Source organism: Chryseobacterium sp. HNCC26DJ238 (genome assembly GCF_057180465.1).
Genome location: NZ_JBXUGI010000017.1, coordinates 47,058 through 64,954, shown reverse-complemented (window position 1 = coordinate 64,954; position 17,897 = coordinate 47,058). Strand labels below are relative to the sequence as shown.

Annotated in this window: 14 protein-coding genes and 1 pseudogene; 7 read left to right on the top strand and 8 right to left on the bottom strand. The window is 36.5% G+C overall.

Annotation, left to right across the window (positions count from 1 at the left end):
- Positions 1-12: 12 nt before the first annotated feature.
- Positions 13-1,131, top strand: coding sequence for a molecular chaperone DnaJ (gene dnaJ / locus AC2A07_RS15875; protein WP_314497181.1), 1,119 nt, complete (start codon positions 13-15; stop codon positions 1,129-1,131).
- A gap of 84 nt (positions 1,132-1,215) precedes the next feature.
- Positions 1,216-1,566, top strand: coding sequence for a prevent-host-death protein (locus AC2A07_RS15870; protein ID WP_314497179.1), 351 nt, complete (start codon positions 1,216-1,218; stop codon positions 1,564-1,566).
- A 367-nt stretch (positions 1,567-1,933) separates the two neighbouring features.
- Here the strand turns inward: AC2A07_RS15870 and AC2A07_RS15865 are convergent, their stop codons facing one another.
- Positions 1,934-2,851 (bottom strand): acyltransferase family protein, encoded by a 918-nt coding sequence (locus AC2A07_RS15865; protein ID WP_484051194.1) that lies wholly within the window; start codon positions 2,849-2,851, stop codon positions 1,934-1,936.
- A gap of 91 nt (positions 2,852-2,942) precedes the next feature.
- On the bottom strand, positions 2,943-3,824 hold the full coding sequence (locus tag AC2A07_RS15860; RefSeq protein WP_484051193.1) for a DUF808 domain-containing protein: 882 nt from the start codon (positions 3,822-3,824) through the stop codon (positions 2,943-2,945).
- A gap of 163 nt (positions 3,825-3,987) precedes the next feature.
- On the opposite strand from AC2A07_RS15860, the gene AC2A07_RS15855 reads away from it, so the two are divergent.
- Positions 3,988-4,848, top strand: a complete 861-nt coding sequence (locus AC2A07_RS15855; protein WP_484051192.1) for an alpha/beta hydrolase — start codon at positions 3,988-3,990, stop codon at positions 4,846-4,848.
- A gap of 39 nt (positions 4,849-4,887) precedes the next feature.
- On the opposite strand, the gene AC2A07_RS15850 is transcribed toward AC2A07_RS15855, so the two are convergent.
- The 4 genes from AC2A07_RS15850 to AC2A07_RS15835 all read right to left on the bottom strand — a co-directional run bounded on the left by AC2A07_RS15850 (position 4,888) and on the right by AC2A07_RS15835 (position 9,764).
- Positions 4,888-5,604 carry a DedA family protein gene (locus tag AC2A07_RS15850; protein WP_484051191.1) on the bottom strand — a complete coding sequence of 239 codons (717 nt, stop codon included), beginning with the start codon at positions 5,602-5,604 and terminating at the stop codon, positions 4,888-4,890.
- 87 nt (positions 5,605-5,691) lie between these two features.
- Positions 5,692-6,804 carry a peptide chain release factor 2 gene (prfB, locus tag AC2A07_RS15845; RefSeq protein WP_484051190.1) on the bottom strand — a complete coding sequence of 371 codons (1,113 nt, stop codon included), beginning with the start codon at positions 6,802-6,804 and terminating at the stop codon, positions 5,692-5,694.
- A gap of 174 nt (positions 6,805-6,978) precedes the next feature.
- Positions 6,979-7,938: a T9SS type A sorting domain-containing protein gene (locus AC2A07_RS15840; protein WP_484051189.1), complete on the bottom strand. Its 960-nt coding sequence runs from the start codon at positions 7,936-7,938 to the stop codon at positions 6,979-6,981.
- Positions 7,939-8,414: 476 nt separating this feature from the next.
- Positions 8,415-9,764, bottom strand: a complete 1,350-nt coding sequence (locus tag AC2A07_RS15835; protein WP_484051188.1) for an AAA family ATPase — start codon at positions 9,762-9,764, stop codon at positions 8,415-8,417.
- A 247-nt stretch (positions 9,765-10,011) separates the two neighbouring features.
- Here AC2A07_RS15835 and AC2A07_RS15830 point away from each other — a divergent pair, with 247 nt between their 5' ends.
- On the top strand, positions 10,012-10,911 hold the full coding sequence (locus tag AC2A07_RS15830) for an ABC transporter ATP-binding protein (RefSeq protein ID WP_484051187.1): 900 nt from the start codon (positions 10,012-10,014) through the stop codon (positions 10,909-10,911).
- 2 nt (positions 10,912-10,913) lie between these two features.
- Positions 10,914-11,759, top strand: a complete 846-nt coding sequence (locus AC2A07_RS15825; RefSeq protein ID WP_484051186.1) for an ABC transporter permease — start codon at positions 10,914-10,916, stop codon at positions 11,757-11,759.
- Between the two features lie 262 nt (positions 11,760-12,021).
- Here the strand turns inward: AC2A07_RS15825 and msrA are convergent.
- Positions 12,022-12,546: pseudogene (gene msrA, locus AC2A07_RS15820) on the bottom strand (peptide-methionine (S)-S-oxide reductase MsrA); the annotation flags it as partial.
- A gap of 486 nt (positions 12,547-13,032) precedes the next feature.
- Here msrA and alaS point away from each other — a divergent pair.
- The gene (alaS, locus tag AC2A07_RS15815) at positions 13,033-15,636 is read left to right on the top strand and encodes an alanine--tRNA ligase (protein ID WP_484051185.1); all 2,604 of its coding nucleotides are present in this window, start codon (positions 13,033-13,035) and stop codon (positions 15,634-15,636) included.
- 590 nt (positions 15,637-16,226) lie between these two features.
- Here alaS and AC2A07_RS15810 read toward each other — a convergent pair.
- The gene (locus tag AC2A07_RS15810) at positions 16,227-16,628 is read right to left on the bottom strand and encodes an XRE family transcriptional regulator (RefSeq protein ID WP_484051184.1); all 402 of its coding nucleotides are present in this window, start codon (positions 16,626-16,628) and stop codon (positions 16,227-16,229) included.
- Between the two features lie 469 nt (positions 16,629-17,097).
- Here AC2A07_RS15810 and AC2A07_RS15805 point away from each other — a divergent pair, with 469 nt between their 5' ends.
- Entirely contained in the window at positions 17,098-17,844 is a 747-nt protein-coding gene (locus AC2A07_RS15805; RefSeq protein WP_484051183.1) for a hypothetical protein, read from the top strand.
- Positions 17,845-17,897 lie beyond the last annotated feature (53 nt).

Genomic DNA, 17,897 nt, shown 5'->3' with positions numbered 1-17,897 from the left:
TTATAATTATATATGTCAAAGAGAGATTATTACGAGGTTCTTGAGGTCAGCAAATCTGCGAGTGCCGACGAAATAAAGAAAGCATACCGAAAAATGGCTATCAAATATCACCCTGATAAAAATCCTGGGGATAAAGAGGCTGAAGAAAAATTCAAGGAAGCAGCAGAAGCTTATGAAGTTCTAAGTGACGACAACAAAAAAGCCCGTTATGACCAGTATGGGCATGCAGGAGTTGGCGGTGCAGGTGGATATGGAGGCGGCTTCGGTGGAGGCGGCATGAATATGGAAGATATATTCAGTCAGTTCGGTGATATTTTCGGTGGTGGTTTTGGAGGATTCGGCGGTGGCGGTGGAGGCCGTCAGCAGGTGAAAGGGTCTAATTTAAGAATCCGCATCAAGCTGAATCTTGAAGAGATGGTGAACGGAACCCAAAAAACTCTTAAAGTAAAAAAAATGAAGATGGCGGAAGGTGCCACTTCAAAAACCTGTCCTACATGTAACGGAGCCGGAGTCCAGATGAAGGTGATGAACACGATGTTTGGACAGATGCAGACACAGACTACCTGTGGAACCTGTCAGGGAATCGGTAAAGTTGCTGATAAGATCCCTGCCGGAGCTAATGCTCAGGGTCTGATCAAAGATGAGGAGGAAATATCAATCAACATTCCTGCCGGTGCAAGAGATGGGATACAACTCAATGTAAGAGGTAAAGGTAATGATGCTCCTTTTGGAGGAATACCGGGAGACCTTCTCGTGATTGTAGAAGAAGAGGTTGACAAAACCATTAAAAGGGAAGGTGATAATCTTCATCAGGAACTTTATGTTTCTTTTGCTGAAGCAGCTCTAGGAACTAAAAAAGAAATTCCTACTGTGGGCGGAAAAGTAAAAATCACTGTTGATGCCGGAACGCAGTCCGGAAAAATCCTGAGACTGGCAGGAAAAGGCTTACCGAGTATTGACAGCTATGGAAAAGGTGATATGTTTATACACATCAATGTATGGACTCCTCAGACACTGAATAAAGAGCAAAAAGACTTTTTTGAAAAACAGATGGCCAGTGGTGACATGGTTGCAGAACCATCCGGTAAGGAAAAAACTTTTTTTGATAAAGTGAAAGATTTATTCAATTAAAATATGGAAGAGACTTTGCAGAAAGTCTCTTTTTCACTTCATTTGTATAATTAATTTTTAATATCTTTAAGGTAGCAATTCAAAATGAACTATCAACTTCAACTTCGTACGCCAGATTCTAAAGGTAATCTTGTTTTTAATACAATATTCTTTGATTCATTCAAAGTAAATATCGTAGAGAGATATTATGGCCTCGTTCCAAAATCTTGCGACGTTTTATTTAAAGTCAGAACCTTGGATGATCAACTCATCAAAAGAAAAGACGGGCATGTGAAATTCAGGATCAAAGATGACGACTACATCATCTATAAAAACTTATTGAAAGTTTTGGGATCATATGAGTATAAAAATAAATTAATCAGCCGTAACGATGCGCAACAAGACTTCGTTCATTTTATTTTGAGGCTGGTAATTATGAATTATAATTTAAACTAAACCTTTTCCTGTTTATACCATCCTTTAAAAATTTAATTTTATGAAAGGATGGATATACTTTTACCATATTGTGCAATCGATTGCTCAAAGAAGGATCCATAGTAATGTCTTTCTCACTCTCCATGAGAAAAAATAACGGGTGAATGCAATTGGTTATCTTTCCGAACCCTTTAATTTAAGAGGTGAAATTCTGACACCTGCTGTTGGCTGGACACCCCATTACAGATCGTTGAATTGATAAATATGCTATTTTTTTCAATTCTAGCAAGTCTCAGGTAAGAAAAGTTATTTGCAAATTTTAAAAGTACAGGAACTGAATCATGACCAAAAACAGTCATATTAACCAATGAATGGAAATGATTAAAGTTTATAGTATATATTTCAATTTTCTATTGAGAGATACCAATCCAAAACTTAGCGGAATTAAAATCAATAAGAAGATAAGGATTTTAAAAGATTGTATCTCCGTGTAAAAATCAGATTTCATGATCAGCGGGTGAACAACATAGATGGCTGTGGAAAGATTCGCTAAAATCTTTGAAGTCGTTTTAATATAAATACTTTGACAGTATAAAAATATCAGAGGACAGGTAAAAACCAGAGAGAACAGAACATCTGTACTCTCCTTACTTATCTCATTGTAATTGAAAAAAGCTTCTCCAATAACACAAGAGACAGACAAAATAACCAAAAGAAATGAATTTCTATATTTTGAAATAGCAATATGATGCTTATTGATTAAAAAACCTACTGTTAAGAAAGGAAAACATACAAAAAGAAAGTTGCGGTACAGCAGATACATATTCAAAACCGGATCTTTTCCATCTTTGAAGTAGTGCATATTTCCTAAGACCTGAACGGCATAACCGAGCAGGAACAGAGAGATAGCAGTGGTAATAAGCAGTACCGAACTTTGATTTTTTAAAAGATAAAGTATAATTCCTGAAAAAAAAGTTCCGATCAGGTACCATAAGTGGTGATACCCAAAAATAACGGTCAATATAATCTTCTCACTGTCTTTCCAGTACGAAAAATAAACAGCCATCCATATTGAATACAGCAAAAATGTTCTGAAAAGCCATTTCTTCAGTTTTTTCGGTTGATCAATATGAAAGAAATAATACCCAGTAATCACTAAAAAAACCGGTACTGCAATTCTGAACAGTCCGTTAACCAGAATATAACCTAAAACAGGATAAGAATCTTTCAGTAGATTCATATGCAGAAACACGACAAAAAATGCCAGCACAATTTTTAAAACATCAATTGATAAATTTCTACCCATAATCTGCTGATTCAGTTTTGCAAAAGTAAATCAAAATAAACAATCCTGCTCAGATGATTCTAAGCAGGATTGTTTTATTTTATATTTAAAATTATTTTTTAGTAATTAGGGAATACACTTTTTTTCCGCCAGTGAAAAGCACTACACCAATCAGACCGCCAACAAGACCAAAAACAACCTGTTTCAAAATTGCCGGCCAGCTTGGGAGAATATGATGGAGATAGTCAACCCTGTGAGCAAAAATCTCACCTGCAACCATGATCAATGCAATGGTTCCGATAACGCCCAGGGCTTTAATAATCCATGGCAGAGCGTCAACCAACAACTGACCGAGTTTTGCTAAAAATCCTTTACCATTGCTTTTCTTGATTAATTTGAAACCGGCATCATCCATTCTTACGATCAGGGCAACAATTCCGTAAACTCCTACTGTCGCAATAAATGCTACCAGACTGACGGTTATAATCTGTGTCATCAAAGGATGTTTTTCTTCAAGAACAGTTCCCAAAGCAATAATTACAATTTCAACTGATAAAATAAAATCTGTAGTAATTGCAGACTTTACTTTTGTCTTTTCTATCAGTTCTTTATTTTCTTCCTCAACAGTTTCCTTCACCACTTCATGTCCTTCTTTTTTACGGTGAAATAAGAATTCAATAATTTTTTCCACACCCTCAAAAGCAAGATACAGGCCTCCTAAAATAAGTATGTAATTAATCGCAGGCTCGTAAAGCCAATTGAGAAGAAACACCACAGGAAGTATGATCAGCTTATTGACAAATGATCCTTTGGTGATTGCCCAAAGAACCGGAATCTCCCGTGAAGAAAGAAATCCTGTCGCCTTTTCTGCATTTACCGCAAGATCGTCTCCTAAAATACCCGCTGTTTTTTTCGTTGCCAGCTTTGCCGTGACTGCAACATCATCCATCAAGGCAGCAATATCATCTAAAATCGCAAAAAAACCAGAAGCCATAGTGTTTTAATATTTTTTTAATAGTCGTTAAAATCCTGACAAAAATAATGTTTTAATTTGATTTAAATAATTGTTTTCAGTGCAAATGCGAGCTTTTTTGATAACCTTAGAGACTGTAAATTTCCGATCGTAAGAAATATTATTTTCTTCTTATCTTTACTCTATGAAAAAGCTGATTTTTAATTACCACTTCTTTATATTAGGATTAGCAGGCGTTGTATTAAGTTCATGTAATTCAAAATTCCGGGTTTGGGTGGGAAACAATGATCAGAAAATTTATAATTTAAAATATGGTGAACATAAACGCCAGAAGATGGATATTTTCTTACCTGCAGGATATTCCCGGGACTCACCCGTCGTATTGATTTTACATGGTGGAGCATGGAAGTACGGAAGAAAAGAGCACATGATCAAAATTCAGAAAATGCTTTTTGAAAACAATATTCCAAGCATCAATATGAATTACCGGCTGGTTTCCAAAAATTTCACTTACAGGGATCAGCTGGAAGACATCCGTTCTGTGATCGGAAAGTTCAATTCCCTTGCTGAAAAAGCAGAACTGCTTCCTGATAATTACATTCTTTTAGGAGAAAGTGCAGGTGGTCATCTTGCCTTGCTGTACGGTTACCGAAATCCGGATACAATAAAAAAAATCATTTCGATGAGCGGACCGACCGATTTTTATTCACAGGAATATCTCCGTTCATTTTATTCAAAATATACTTCAGGAACTGTTCAGAAGATGGTTGGCAGCAAATTCGACAGGAAAGATGTATCGGAAGAATTCAAAAAAGCCAGTCCTGTTGCGAACATTACAAATGTTCCCACCCTTCTATTTCAGGGAAACCGGGATTTTCTGGTCAATCAGAAACAAGGGTTAGCTTTAGACTCAGCACTCACGGCTATGAATGTGCCGCACAAATTGGTTTTTATGGATAAAACCGGTCATGCACCCAGATTTTTCAGCAAAACAAAAAGAGACAGCATCATTTATCCCAATATTCTGGAATGGATAAAAAAATAGCCCGCAGAACTGCAGGCTATTTTCTATATCTCAAATATATTATTTTTCTTTATCGATCAGATCTTCCAGTACTTCGTCCTCTACCTTCGGATCTTCTTTTGGCGCTCCGAACATAAATTTAAGAATAACAGGAACCGTGGTAACCAGCACAATAATAATGATAATGAATTCTAATTTTTCTTTTAAATTAATTCCGAACTGATCTAAGAATAATTTATCTAAATAGTGACCTGCAAAGATCAGAATGAATGACCAAAGTACACCTCCAATAATGTTATCTCTGAGGAATGCTTTTTTATCCATTTTGACAATTCCTGCAACAATCGGCATAAATGTTCTGACAACGGGTAAAAATCTTGCCATAATAATGGCTAAAGCACCATTTTTTTCAAAGAAATCATGTGCCTGGTAAAGATATTTTTTCTTGAAGAGCATGGTATCTTTCCTGTTGTACAGAGCAGGACCTGCTTTGTGGCCAAACCAATACCCTACCTGATTACCTATGATGGCAGCAACCGCTACAGCGCCTGCAAGAATAGTCGTGTCTAAGAAGTCACTTCCGGTAGATCCAAAGGTCTCTTTGATGATATCAACAGCATAGATTCCGGATACGAAAAGCAGTGAATCTCCCGGAAGGAAGAACCCTACAAATAACCCCGTTTCAGCGAAAACAATAAATAAAATCAGCCAAAAACCACCCATCTTGATGTACAGCTCCGGGTTTAATAAATCTTTCCAACTATTGATATCTTCCATAAAAAATCCTATCTCACAAAAATAAGCTTAATACTGTTCAGTAGGAAATTTATTAGCATATTTTAACGAAAATTCAAACATGATATTTTATAGGTCGAGGTCATCATCAGAAACAGCCGTTCCGTCAGCCATTAAAAATGCTTTAAGGAATGGGGTGAGGTTTCCGTTCATGACCGCTTCAACATCTGAAGTTTCATGTCCTGAGCGCACATCTTTTACAAGTTTATAAGGGTGCATCACATAATTTCTTATCTGGCTTCCCCACTCTATTTTCATTTTGCCAGCTTCGATTTCATTCCGTGCCTTTAGCCTTTCTTCCAGTTCCATTTCGTACAGTCTGGATTTCAAAAGTTGCATGGCTTTCTCTTTATTCTGAAGCTGAGAACGTGATTCTGAGTTTTCAATGATGATTCCACTCGGAGCATGACGGAGACGAACGGCAGTTTCTACCTTGTTCACATTCTGTCCACCGGCTCCGGAACTCCGCATTGTTTCAAAAGATATATCTGCAGGATTAATATTAATTTCAATCGTATCATCTACCAATGGATAAACATACACAGACACAAAACTCGTATGACGTTTTGCATTGGAATCAAAAGGAGAAATCCTTACCAGTCTGTGAACACCATTCTCCCCTTTCAGGTACCCGAAAGCATATTCACCGTCGATTTCCAAGGTAACTGTTTTTACACCGGCAACTTCACCTTCCTGATAATTAAGTTCTTTGATTTTATACCCCTGCTTTTCCGCCCACATATTGTACATTCTCATCAGCATTGCGGCCCAGTCACAGCTTTCAGTCCCTCCGGCACCTGCGGTGATCTGAAGTACGGCAGAAAGTTCGTCCCCTTCATTGGAAAGCATATTTTTGAATTCGATATTCTCAATTTTTTCCATTAAAACAGGAAAACTTTCATCCAGTTCCTTTTCAGAATCCGGATCTTCTTTTGCAAATTCCATCAGAACCTGCAGATCCTCAAACTGCGTGTTGATTTCTTCAAAATCTTCCACCCATTTTTTCTTAGAACGCAGCTGCTTAAGGAAGATCTCAGCGGTTTTAGGATTATCCCAAAATTCCGGAGCGGCGGTCTTCTCATCATCATTGGATATTTCTATCTTCTTTTTGTCTATCTGAAGATATTTATGCAGGTCTTCAATTCTTGATTGAATTTCTTTTATCTGGTCGTTATTGATCAAAACTGTAAAATTTGAGGTGTAAATTTACGGATAAAATCATGAGTAATTGATATGTGAATTAAGTAATATAAGGCTGTCTTAAATTTCAGAATGACATGATTCATCACTAAAAAAAGTCAAACCGTTTAAAAATAAACGGTTTGACTGATATAGACAAATATTTTTTACAGAAAATTAATTTCTTACAACTTTTTGAGAAGAAGATGTTCCGTTTTTATTCTTTAATACAATTATATAAGTTCCTTTATCTAAAAATGATAAATCCATTTTAGCTGCAGGCTGCAAATTCTGTTTGATAGCTCTTCCGGAAATATCTAGAACATCAATTGAAACAACATCAGAAATATTGGAAAAATTCAGTTCGTTAGAAAAAGGATTAGGATAAACCGCTTTTTCTTTTACAAGTTTAGCATCTGAAACAGACAGCTGTGTCGTCTGAACTGATAGAGCAAAGATATTTATTACGGTTACTTCCGTAGAAGTTTTTTTAAAAGCAACAGAAGTGATCGGTTTAGACTGATTCGCAGAACTGATAGCTAATGGGATCTGATAAATTCTGGGATTAGTCCCTCCTGCAGCATCCATAGCATTTGAAGTGCGGTTGATTCTTCCGATTCCCTGTATTGCAGCGCTTGTCCCACCGTACCAGTCTTGAAAGCTTACGTTCGCGAAAATCTGTGTCGTGCCATCCTGAAAATTAACTGTGATTTCTCCAACCGAAGGACCGCTTCCGCTTACTGCAAGAACATAAACATTATTCGCAGTATAAGGAACTGCCAGTGTAAGAGTTCCTGTGTCATTCGTATTGGGAAGCCTCAAAGAATTTTTTTCCGAATAGGAAGCCAGTTGAAAAGACAAGCCTGCTGTCGTTGTTACTGCTGAAGCAATCAATCCTGTCTCGGGCAGACCGTACGTGAGTGATGTCGCTGATGAATTTACTTTGAAATCTTTAGACATATACGCAAAATTATCCGTATCCTTATCTATACTTGCAGTCGTGGAACCTGAAGCCGCTCCAACACCATTTGCAATAACATCAAAGTTAAATCCGGATACAGTTAATTTTTGATAAGTCTGAGCCTGCAGCTGGGTCAAGGCGAATACAACACCTAACGAGAATAGTTTTCTTTTCATAATATGGAATATTTAAATGGTTAGTATCAGATTTTTGATTTGACTCAAAATAAATTTTGAGCAAAAAACTTAAAAAGTATTGTTCATTATCTAATCAGCCAGCATTTCCACATTGCTCATTCTACATTTAAAAACAGATAACACGTTAAATAATCAAACAAAATACCTCATCAATTACAATAATCATATAATTATTTCAAATATATAAAATTAATAACAATCAAAAACACATCAAATTTCACACTAAAAATCACTATACATTGATAATTATTATAGATTTATTTTTTTTGATGAATAAAATGAATAAAAATTCTTTTTCAACTAAAAAAAGTTTTGGTTTTGACTTTATTATTTTATTTTCAGCAAAAATCAACATACTTTATGACAAAAAAAACAGCAGATAAGACTGCTGCCTGAATGAAAGATTATTAATTACCTTATTTTTATCCAAATATCCTTTTATCCTAAACTGATCCTTATATTCCATTGTCATTATTATGCTGAAATCCGATTGCTCTCCTTGGTACCTCTACTGCTTTATAAGATTCGAGCTCAGATTTCAGAGAATGGATTCTCATTTGGAAATCATCCAAGTTATTGATGATGACATCACTTAAAAACCTGGCAATCTGGTTTAGGTATTCTTCGGTCAGTTTGGCACCAGCATCACGCAAAGCTCCGTTTAAAAGAGCGTCATCAATGATCATTTTCTCATCTTTTGTTTTCTGGTAACGGTTTTTAATCCGCTTTTTCAGGCTCTGTGTAAAATCAATCAGCATCGTGTTGCTGAATACTTTCATTTTGGAAGCAATCGTGCTCCAGAAGGGGATTTTATCTGCTTTATTATGCTTAAGAATTTTGAAAAGTAATGAATCCTTATCAAGATTTTTGGTCATAGAATACAAAATAATCTCTGACCGCTCTGCCGCATTGGGCGGGAAAACCGGGATCACGACATCAAATCTTCCCGGCGCCAGAATTTCTTCATCAATATCACTGACTGTATTCGCAGAGCCTACCATTAAAACATCTTCACTTTCAAATTTTGAGATATGATGAAGAATAACTTCCTGGGATTCAAGATTGCAGGAGGCAACGTCTGTATCTGCACTTCTGGCCATCATAATTTCGTCAAAGTCTTCGAGAAAAAGCAGTACCTTATCCTGTTTCATTATGTTTAAAAGAAAATCATTAAAAGTAGTTTGATTTCCGTCTACTGATGAAGTTCCCAGGTAATGTTTTTTAACTTCCTTAAACTGATAACTGATGATTTCAGCAATTTTGTTTGCCCAGAAAATCTTTCCGCTTCCAGGAGGACCGTACAGAATAATCCCGACAGGTCTGTTGATTCCCCAGTCTTTGATCTGCTGCGGATTCAGAAACGGCTCCAGGACCCCTGAAATATAAAAGAATAGATCTCTGTAACCGATAAAATCCCTTTTCTGCAATTTCGTTTTATTTCCGAAATAATTGTAGACAAATTTATAATTGCCTCCCAGCTTATTGTCAATTCCATAACTTGAAACCGAAGAACGGAAAAAACCGTTGTCAAAAATATTGGATTGATTTTCAAGTATCGCTTTTTCAATCTTCTCTTTCGGCTGATTAATGGTCTCAGCGATCTGCTCTACTGTTTTATGTTCATCTAAATCTTTTTCATACTGCTTTAAAAAATCTGCATTTTCACGGGCAAACTTTTCAAAATCTTCTTTCACTTCAAATTGAGTGGAAATACAGTCGATAAGGTCCAGATCAAAATCCTGAATAAACTGTTTGATACTCTCCGGTGAAACGTTGAGCTCTTTTGCAAGTTCGATTAACTTCATAAATCATCTTTGAATCAAATTTAATGAAAATTTTCAGAAAACGCGTGCCTCAGGCAGGAAGCATGAAGTTGCTGATGCATATTTTCATTTTCTAATATTCTGCACCCTTTCTCTGTTGAAATATTTCACCGCTGATAACCCTGCGCTAACTTCCATTCTTGACGATTTTGCCTGTTCAAAATAAATTTGGCATGCCCTGTAACATTTCACAAAAAAGAGAAACCTATTGTACATACAAATAAATTACATGGAAAAAGTTTTATCGGTCAAAAACCTGACTAAAAAATTCAAGAGAGTTGTTGTCAACAACATTTCCTTTGACGTAGAAAAAGGAAATGTGTACGGATTGCTCGGTCCTAACGGAAGCGGAAAATCCACCACTTTCGGGATGCTACTCTCCACCATCAATCCTACAAGCGGTGATTGGTTCTGGTTTGGCAAAAAAGGTACAGATGCCGAGACGCTCAAAAAAATTGGTGCGATCATCGAACAGCCCAATTTTTATCCCTATTTAAGTGCAGAAACCAATCTTAAAATTGTTGCTGAAATTAAAGGCACACCTTATTCAAGAATTGATGAAGTTTTGCAGACGGTAGGTCTTTTGGAAAGAAAGAAAGACACTTTTAAAACATTTTCTTTAGGAATGAAACAGCGTCTGGCAATTGCCTCGTCTTTGCTTAACAATCCTGAAGTTTTGATTTTGGATGAGCCAACGAACGGATTGGATCCTGAAGGAATTATCCAGATCAGGGAAATCATCGGCACCATTGCGAAACAGGGTATTACGATCATCATTGCAAGTCACCTTCTTGATGAGATCGAAAAAATATGCAGCCATGTTATTGTTTTAAAGGAAGGGAACGCAATCTATTCAGGAAGTGTAGACGGAATGACCACCAACACAGGATTTTTTGAACTGAAAGCGGATAACAACTCTCTGCTCCTAAGCGCACTGGAAGAACTTCAGTGGTTTACCTCCGTAAAAATTGACGGGGAATTAGTGAAAGCTCAGATTCGTGATGATGCATCCATCTCCGCATCCGGCCTGAACCAGAAACTTGCCGAAAAAGGTATTTTCCTGTCTCACCTGGCGAAGAAAAAGCAGTCTCTTGAAACTCAATTCCTTGAACTTGTAAAAAACAAATAATCATGATGAAACTATTAAAACTGGAATATTATAAAAACCTGAACTACAGACCATTCAAGGTTTTCACGATCTTATATTTCACTATCCTTATCGCATTACTGTTCATCGGCCTTGCTGATCTTAAACTTTTTGGAAGCTCAATCAATTTGAAAGAACAGGGAATGTATAATTTTCCGGATATCTGGAACTTCACCACATGGACAGTCGCTTTGCTGAAAATTTTCTTAGGACTGATCATTGTGTTTTCTATTTCGCAGGAATTCAGCAACAGGATGTTCAAACAAAATACCATTGACGGCTTAAGCCGTGAAGAATTTATCGGTTCAAAATTGCTTACGATTACGATCTTCACATTGGTATCTACGATTTTAGTATTTGTGATTACCTTATTTTTAGGAAAGAGTTATTCTACCGTTACAGATTCTGAAATGGTCTTTAAGGAGATTTTTTTTGTGGGTAATTATTTTGTAAAACTGTTTTCTTTCTTCTGCTTCCTGATGTTTTTATCTATTCTTCTGAGAAAATCTGTCTTTGTTTTCCTTGCTTTTTTCGTCATCTGGATCGGAGAAGCAATCCTTGGAGGAATTGAAGCCTATACAAGATTGACCGGAATGCAGGGTGCTCAGAGAAATGAAATTCTTCAGAATGAATTTTTCTTCAGCAAAATTTTGCCTTTGGAAAGTATGTCAAGCCTGATCCCAAACCCAATGCTGAGACTCAACATGGCAAAAGCAATGGGCTTAAAGTATGAATTTACCTATCCTACAGAGAGCTTAATTGCCTGCCTGGTATGGTGCGCCATCTTTATTGTAGCTTCATACTGGATCTTAAAGAGAAGAGACTGGTAATTTTCAGTTATCCGATATAAATTATTCAAATAGCAAGTGACTCAATATTGAGTCACTTTTTTGTTTAAATTTAAACCTATGATTTAAGGTAACAAGATCTATTATGTTCCGGGATTGATCAACGCGCTCTCATCTTCCCAAAGCTGCTTACCTGATGTTTTTCAGCTTTTTACTGTTCCTGCACATCTCCATCTTAAATTAAAAAAAGCTTTTCTAAATAAAAAAAGTTGTCTTTCGACAACTTTCATTTTTATTTTTTTGTTTTAGGAAGCGCGTTTGCTTTTTTAGCCTCTTCAAAAAGTCCCGGTTCGATGTGACAATATCCTCCCGGATTTTTATCCAAATAATCCTGATGATAATCTTCTGCACTGTAGAAATTTTTCAAAGTTTCAACTTCTACAACAACGGGTTTAGAATAATTCTTCGCTAATTTTTCAACCTCCGCCTTTACGGTTGCTTCGGTATTTTTATCGGTGAAATAAATTCCGCTTCGGTAATTATCACCCACATCATTCCCCTGTCTGTTCAGCGTAGTCGGGTCAATTGATTTAAAATAAAGTTCGATCAGCAGTTTCAGATCTACCTGGTCTGCGTCATATTTTACTTTTACGGTTTCTGTAAATCCTGTTGTATGGCTTACCACTTCTTCATAGGTAGGGTTTTTGGTTTTTCCGTTGGCATAGCCAACTTCTGTTCCTACAACGCCTCTCACCTGCTGAAATAAGTGTTCCGTTCCCCAGAAACACCCGCCTGCGAAGTAAATTTCTTTTACATTTCCTGCCTCCATAATTTTCTTATTTTCTTTTTCCTTATTAATTTCGTCTGTTTTTAATTTTTTAGAATCTCCGCAACTTGCTGCAAAAACAGCGATTCCGAGAAACAATCCGAGTAGTATGAATATGTTTTTCATTTTTTGTTTATTATGCTTAATCATTTTGTTGATATAATTTTCGAACACTTCTGTTAGATGCAAATTTCACGCTAAAATTAAATCAGCCTTTTATAAATTTTCATCTAAGCATTTATTTGATATTATATACGAAAAATTTTGAAAAAAGGTTTGTTTAAATGGTTTATGATTCCCGGTATCAATGATAATACTTAATTTTAATGCTAAAAACACAGAGATTTGTCAACTACTGACCGCTTTTAACTTGCACAACCTCCTGTACACGATAATTTTCATTAATTCACATTAACTGTATTTCGCAATCACTTAAAAATATTAAATTTGCATCCTTATCAATTTTTTTGATATTAAAAGCTATAAAAAATGACTTCACAGGAAATACGCCAACAGTTTTTAGACTATTTTAAAAGTAAAAACCACCTTATCGTGCCATCAGCTCCGATCGTGCTGAAAGATGATCCTACGCTGATGTTTTCCAACTCAGGGATGACGCAGTTCAAAGATTATTTTTTAGGTTACAAAGAACCTAAAGCCTCAAAAATTGCCGATACCCAAAAATGTTTAAGAGTTTCCGGAAAGCATAATGATCTGGATGATGTGGGTCGTGATACCTATCACCACACCATGTTTGAAATGTTGGGAAACTGGTCTTTCGGTGATTATTTCAAAAAAGAAGCCATCTCCTGGGCCTGGGAATTGCTGACAGAGGTGTACGGAATCCCTAAAGAAAATTTGTACGTCACCATTTTTGAAGGCGACGCAAAAGAAAATCTTGAAAGAGATACTGAAGCGTATGATCTTTGGAAACAGTTTGTTTCTGAAGACAGAATCATCAACGGGAACAAGAAAGATAATTTCTGGGAAATGGGCGCCAGCGGACCTTGCGGACCCTGTTCTGAAATTCATGTGGATTTGAGAACCCTTGAAGAAAAAGCTAAAATTTCCGGTTTGGAATTGGTGAATAACGATCATCCTCAGGTGGTTGAAATCTGGAATCTGGTTTTCATGCAATTCAACAGAAAAGCGGATGGTTCTCTGGAAAACCTTCCTGCAAGACACATTGATACAGGAATGGGATTCGAGCGTCTCTGTATGGCTTTACAGCAAAAAGAATCCAATTATGACACGGATGTTTTCACGCCGCTGATTGCTAAAGTTGAAGAACTTTCAGGAAAAAAATATACCGGAATTTTAACAGACGAAAAAGATATTGCGATCCGTGTTGTGGTAGATCACATCAGAGCCGTTTCGTTTGCAATTGCAGACGGACAGCTTCCTTCCAACGGAGGAGCGGGTTATGTCATCAGAAGAATTTTAAGAAGAGGAATTTCTTACGCTTACAGATTTTTAGACAGAAAAGAACCTTTCCTTTTCGAACTGGTAGCTGTGCTTCAAAATCAAATGGGAAAATTCTTCCCGGAGTTGGAAAAACAAGGCAAATTAGTTACTGAAGTGATTAAAAGTGAAGAAGAATCTTTCTTAAAAACAATAGAAACAGGTTTGTTGAGAGTTGATAAATTGATTCAGCAGACCATTTCAGAAGGTTCTAAAGTTCTGCCAAGTGTAGAAGTTTTTGAATTGTATGATACGTACGGTTTCCCGGATGATCTCACGAGAATTATCGCAGAAGAAAAAGGCCTGACCATTGACGAAGCCGGTTTCGAAGCTGAAATGGCAAAACAGAAGCAACGTTCTAAAAAAGATTCTGCTTCTAAAGTATACGATTGGGTTGTTTTAGAAGAAAAACCTGAAAACTTTGTAGGTTACGACCAAATCGAAGCAGAAACGTACATTACAAGATACAGAAAAGTAGAAAATAAAGACGGTGAGTTTTACCAGGTGGTATTGAGCAACTCCCCTTTCTATCCTGAAGGCGGTGGGCAGACCGGTGATAAAGGTGTGCTGGAAAATGCAGTTGAAAGTTTTGAGGTTTTAGAAACCAAAAAAGAAAACGGACTGATTATTTCCTTAATCAACGGACTTCCGAAAGATGCCGGAGCTGTTTTCTATGCTAAAGTCAATGCAACCGAAAGAAAAAATTCTCAGGCCAACCACTCTGTAACCCACTTGCTGCATGAGGCTTTGAGAGAAGTTTTAGGAACGCACGTTGAGCAGAAAGGTTCATTCGTCGGTCCGGATTATTTACGTTTTGACTTCTCGCATTTCAGCAAAATGACGGATGAAGAACTGGCTTTGATTGAAGAAAAGGTCAATGCAAAGATCAAAGAAAATATCGCTCTGCAGGAGTTCAGAAATATTCCGATTCAGGAAGCGATTGACAAAGGTGCGATGGCACTGTTTGGTGAAAAATATGGCGACAGCGTAAGAATGATCCAGTTTGGAAGTTCAAAAGAACTCTGCGGGGGAACTCACGTAAAACATACAAGTGAGATCGGTCATTTCAAAATCAATTCTGAATCTTCTGCAGCTGCAGGAATCAGAAGAATAGAAGCGATTTCCGGAGATCAGTCTGAAGAATATTTCAAAAATTTAGAAAAGCAGGTTGTTGAGTTGTCTCAATTGCTGAAATCAAAAGACCTTGTAAAATCAATTGAAAAATTGATCGAAGAAAATACAGCGCTAAAATCTGAAGTTGAATCGCTGAAAAAAGAAAAAGCGAAAGGAGAAATCGGCGACTGGAAAACGGCTTACGAACACAAAGGTGACAAACAGCTTTTGGTTAAGAAAACTTCTCTGGATGCCGGTTCGGTAAAAGATATTGTATTCCAGCTGAAAAAGGAGATCCCGACTTCTGTAACGATCGTTTTGTCTGATTACGACGGAAAACCGATGATTACGGTTGGAATTTCCGATGATCTGGCCTCAAGCTACCAGGCGGGAACGATCGTAAAAGATCTTGCTAAAGAAATCCAGGGCGGCGGCGGCGGAAATCCGGGCTTTGCAACCGCAGGAGGAAAAAATCTTGACGGTCTGGAAAATGCCTATCAGAAGGCTTTGAATCTTTAATATTTCCTAATAAAATCACCGCTTTGCGGTTTCTATAAACAACACTCCCTTTCAGTAGCTGAAAGGGAGTGTTTATTTAATGACATCTCACTGCTCTGCCGTCACTTCGAGTAGGTTTTGCAAAAAACCGTAGCGAGAAGTTTTGATTTAAAGACAAATTTTGTCCGTGGTTCACGGGTTCTCGATACATTTTTCTTCGCTTCGCTGCGAAAAACACTCGAACTGACGGAGCTCGAACTGACGGAACGATCTTAATTCGGGTAGACAGGACGTCACTTCGAGTAGGTTTTGAAAAAAACCGTATCGAGAAGTTTTTGTTTTAAAGACAAATTTTGTCCGTGGTTCACGGGTTCTCGATACATTTTTCCGCTTCGCTGCGAAAAACACTCGAACTGACGGAGCTCACTGATGTACAATAACTGATGATGAAAAAAATATTCTAAAATCCAAAAAATCCCTTTCACAAATGAGTTGTGAAAGGGATTCTTTTATATTGCAAACCACATATGGGGTTTAATATACTTTTTTTTCTAACTTCAAAATAGTATTTGAGTAGGTTCACTATTTTTTTACGAAAACATCTCAATTCTTTATTTATTTTTGATCAGATCTTCAAGTCTTGCCATCATATCATCTCTTTCTTTCAGCATTCTTTCGTAAAGTGCAATTTTTTCTTCATGCAGTTCAAAAAGTTTATCAATAGGATTATAATTATTGACGATTACTCCACCTGTAGCACTGTCATTAAAAGTATTGGTAATGATATTCACAGCTTTCTCCTCATTAAAGTTCTGGAATGCTTCTACAGGAATTTTCAATAGTTCAGCTATTTTTTCAAGTAAACGATCTTCGATGACTTCTTTCTGTTCCAGCAAAGAAACTTTCTTCTGATTCCAATCATCACCTAAGTCGAAAGCCAAAGCTTCCTGCTTGATCCCCAACATCTCTCTGAATCTCTTAATGTTTCTTCCCTGATGTACTTTCTGTTCCATTTGTGATTTATTTTGAAGTATGAATTTGAAATTTGATTAGTAAAGATAAAAAATTATAGCGGATTGGGAAATTTTGAGTTGAAAACCTCACAAAGAGTAAAAATTTAATTCTTACAGTACAGAATGTTGACTGTTATTTAATATTAATACAAAATTTTTGACTTTACAAAGCAATGTTTTGAGATCATCAATCAATTATGAAATTTTGGTTTGTCTTGGATTCCAGTTACTTCACTCCAAAACTAAAACTGCACGGTTATTTTATAGATAATAAATTTGTTTACAGCCGATTATTATTTTCACAAAACATTATATTTCCTTTTATAGTTTGTAACTTTTTTATCAATAGTTTTCAAACCCGTGAAAATCCGTCAAATTCACATCATAAATTAAATATCCAATAAATTTATCCAAGCATAAACTTTTTGGTTTCTGTTTTGTTACTGTATTTCACTAAAATATTATTTATATGAAAAACGTATTCATTATTCTTTTTGCTTCGTTGATGCTTGTGGCGTGTAAAACGAAGGAAGACAAAGTTCAGGATTTTGTCAAGATGTACAACAACTCATCCTCAATGATGGTCAACCAAATGATCAAATCGACAAAAGCGAGTTCTACCTCAGCGGAATTGGTCAACATCGATGTGACAACAACGTATCAGAGTGGTGATATGGAAACTCAACTGGTCAGTAAATCTCTTCCCGACCTGATTGCCCAGGCAATTCAAAGTGAAAAAATAGGAAAAGAGCTTTTTGAAGAAGGCGTTAAATTTAACCTGAAAGTTCACAGTGCAGATTCCAAAATTATTATTGATAAGACCATTGATAAGAATAATGTCAATAAATCTGTAGATTTTAAAGCGATCGCTTCAGGTGATAAGCCAAGCACCAATGATCTGAACCAGATTTTAGAAGCATTCAACAAAAATCTGCCGATGGTAGATCCCTCTACAGGAACAAAAATAGTAAGCATCAAAGCGGATAAGGATAAAAACCTTATTTATACGAACGAAGTTCCGGACAGCTATGTTCCAATGCTGAAAGTGGATGGTGCAGAACAAAAAATGAAAGAAGAAATGATAAAAATGCCTCAGGTACAGCAGGTATTCCAGCAGACTGCCGTTTTAGGAGTTAACAACCTAAAATATATCTACACCGATTCAAAAGGGACAGTCATTAAGGAAATTGTAATTTCTAAAAGTGATTTGAAATAAGAAAAACAGTATTAATACTTAATAATTTAAAGATTTAAATCATTTATTAAATA

What these genes read in the sequence shown, in the direction of transcription:
- dnaJ (WP_314497181.1), top strand. Translation starts at nt 13, where the DNA reads ATGTCAAAGAGAGATTATTACGAGGTTCTTGAGGTCAGCAAATCTGCG.
- AC2A07_RS15870 (WP_314497179.1), top strand. Translation starts at nt 1,216, where the DNA reads ATGAACTATCAACTTCAACTTCGTACGCCAGATTCTAAAGGTAATCTT.
- AC2A07_RS15865 (WP_484051194.1), bottom strand. Translation starts at nt 2,851, where the DNA reads ATGGGTAGAAATTTATCAATTGATGTTTTAAAAATTGTGCTGGCATTT.
- AC2A07_RS15860 (WP_484051193.1), bottom strand. Translation starts at nt 3,824, where the DNA reads ATGGCTTCTGGTTTTTTTGCGATTTTAGATGATATTGCTGCCTTGATG.
- AC2A07_RS15855 (WP_484051192.1), top strand. Translation starts at nt 3,988, where the DNA reads ATGAAAAAGCTGATTTTTAATTACCACTTCTTTATATTAGGATTAGCA.
- AC2A07_RS15850 (WP_484051191.1), bottom strand. Translation starts at nt 5,604, where the DNA reads ATGGAAGATATCAATAGTTGGAAAGATTTATTAAACCCGGAGCTGTAC.
- AC2A07_RS15840 (WP_484051189.1), bottom strand. Translation starts at nt 7,938, where the DNA reads ATGAAAAGAAAACTATTCTCGTTAGGTGTTGTATTCGCCTTGACCCAG.
- AC2A07_RS15835 (WP_484051188.1), bottom strand. Translation starts at nt 9,764, where the DNA reads ATGAAGTTAATCGAACTTGCAAAAGAGCTCAACGTTTCACCGGAGAGT.
- AC2A07_RS15830 (WP_484051187.1), top strand. Translation starts at nt 10,012, where the DNA reads ATGGAAAAAGTTTTATCGGTCAAAAACCTGACTAAAAAATTCAAGAGA.
- AC2A07_RS15825 (WP_484051186.1), top strand. Translation starts at nt 10,914, where the DNA reads ATGATGAAACTATTAAAACTGGAATATTATAAAAACCTGAACTACAGA.
- alaS (WP_484051185.1), top strand. Translation starts at nt 13,033, where the DNA reads ATGACTTCACAGGAAATACGCCAACAGTTTTTAGACTATTTTAAAAGT.
- AC2A07_RS15810 (WP_484051184.1), bottom strand. Translation starts at nt 16,628, where the DNA reads ATGGAACAGAAAGTACATCAGGGAAGAAACATTAAGAGATTCAGAGAG.
- AC2A07_RS15805 (WP_484051183.1), top strand. Translation starts at nt 17,098, where the DNA reads ATGAAAAACGTATTCATTATTCTTTTTGCTTCGTTGATGCTTGTGGCG.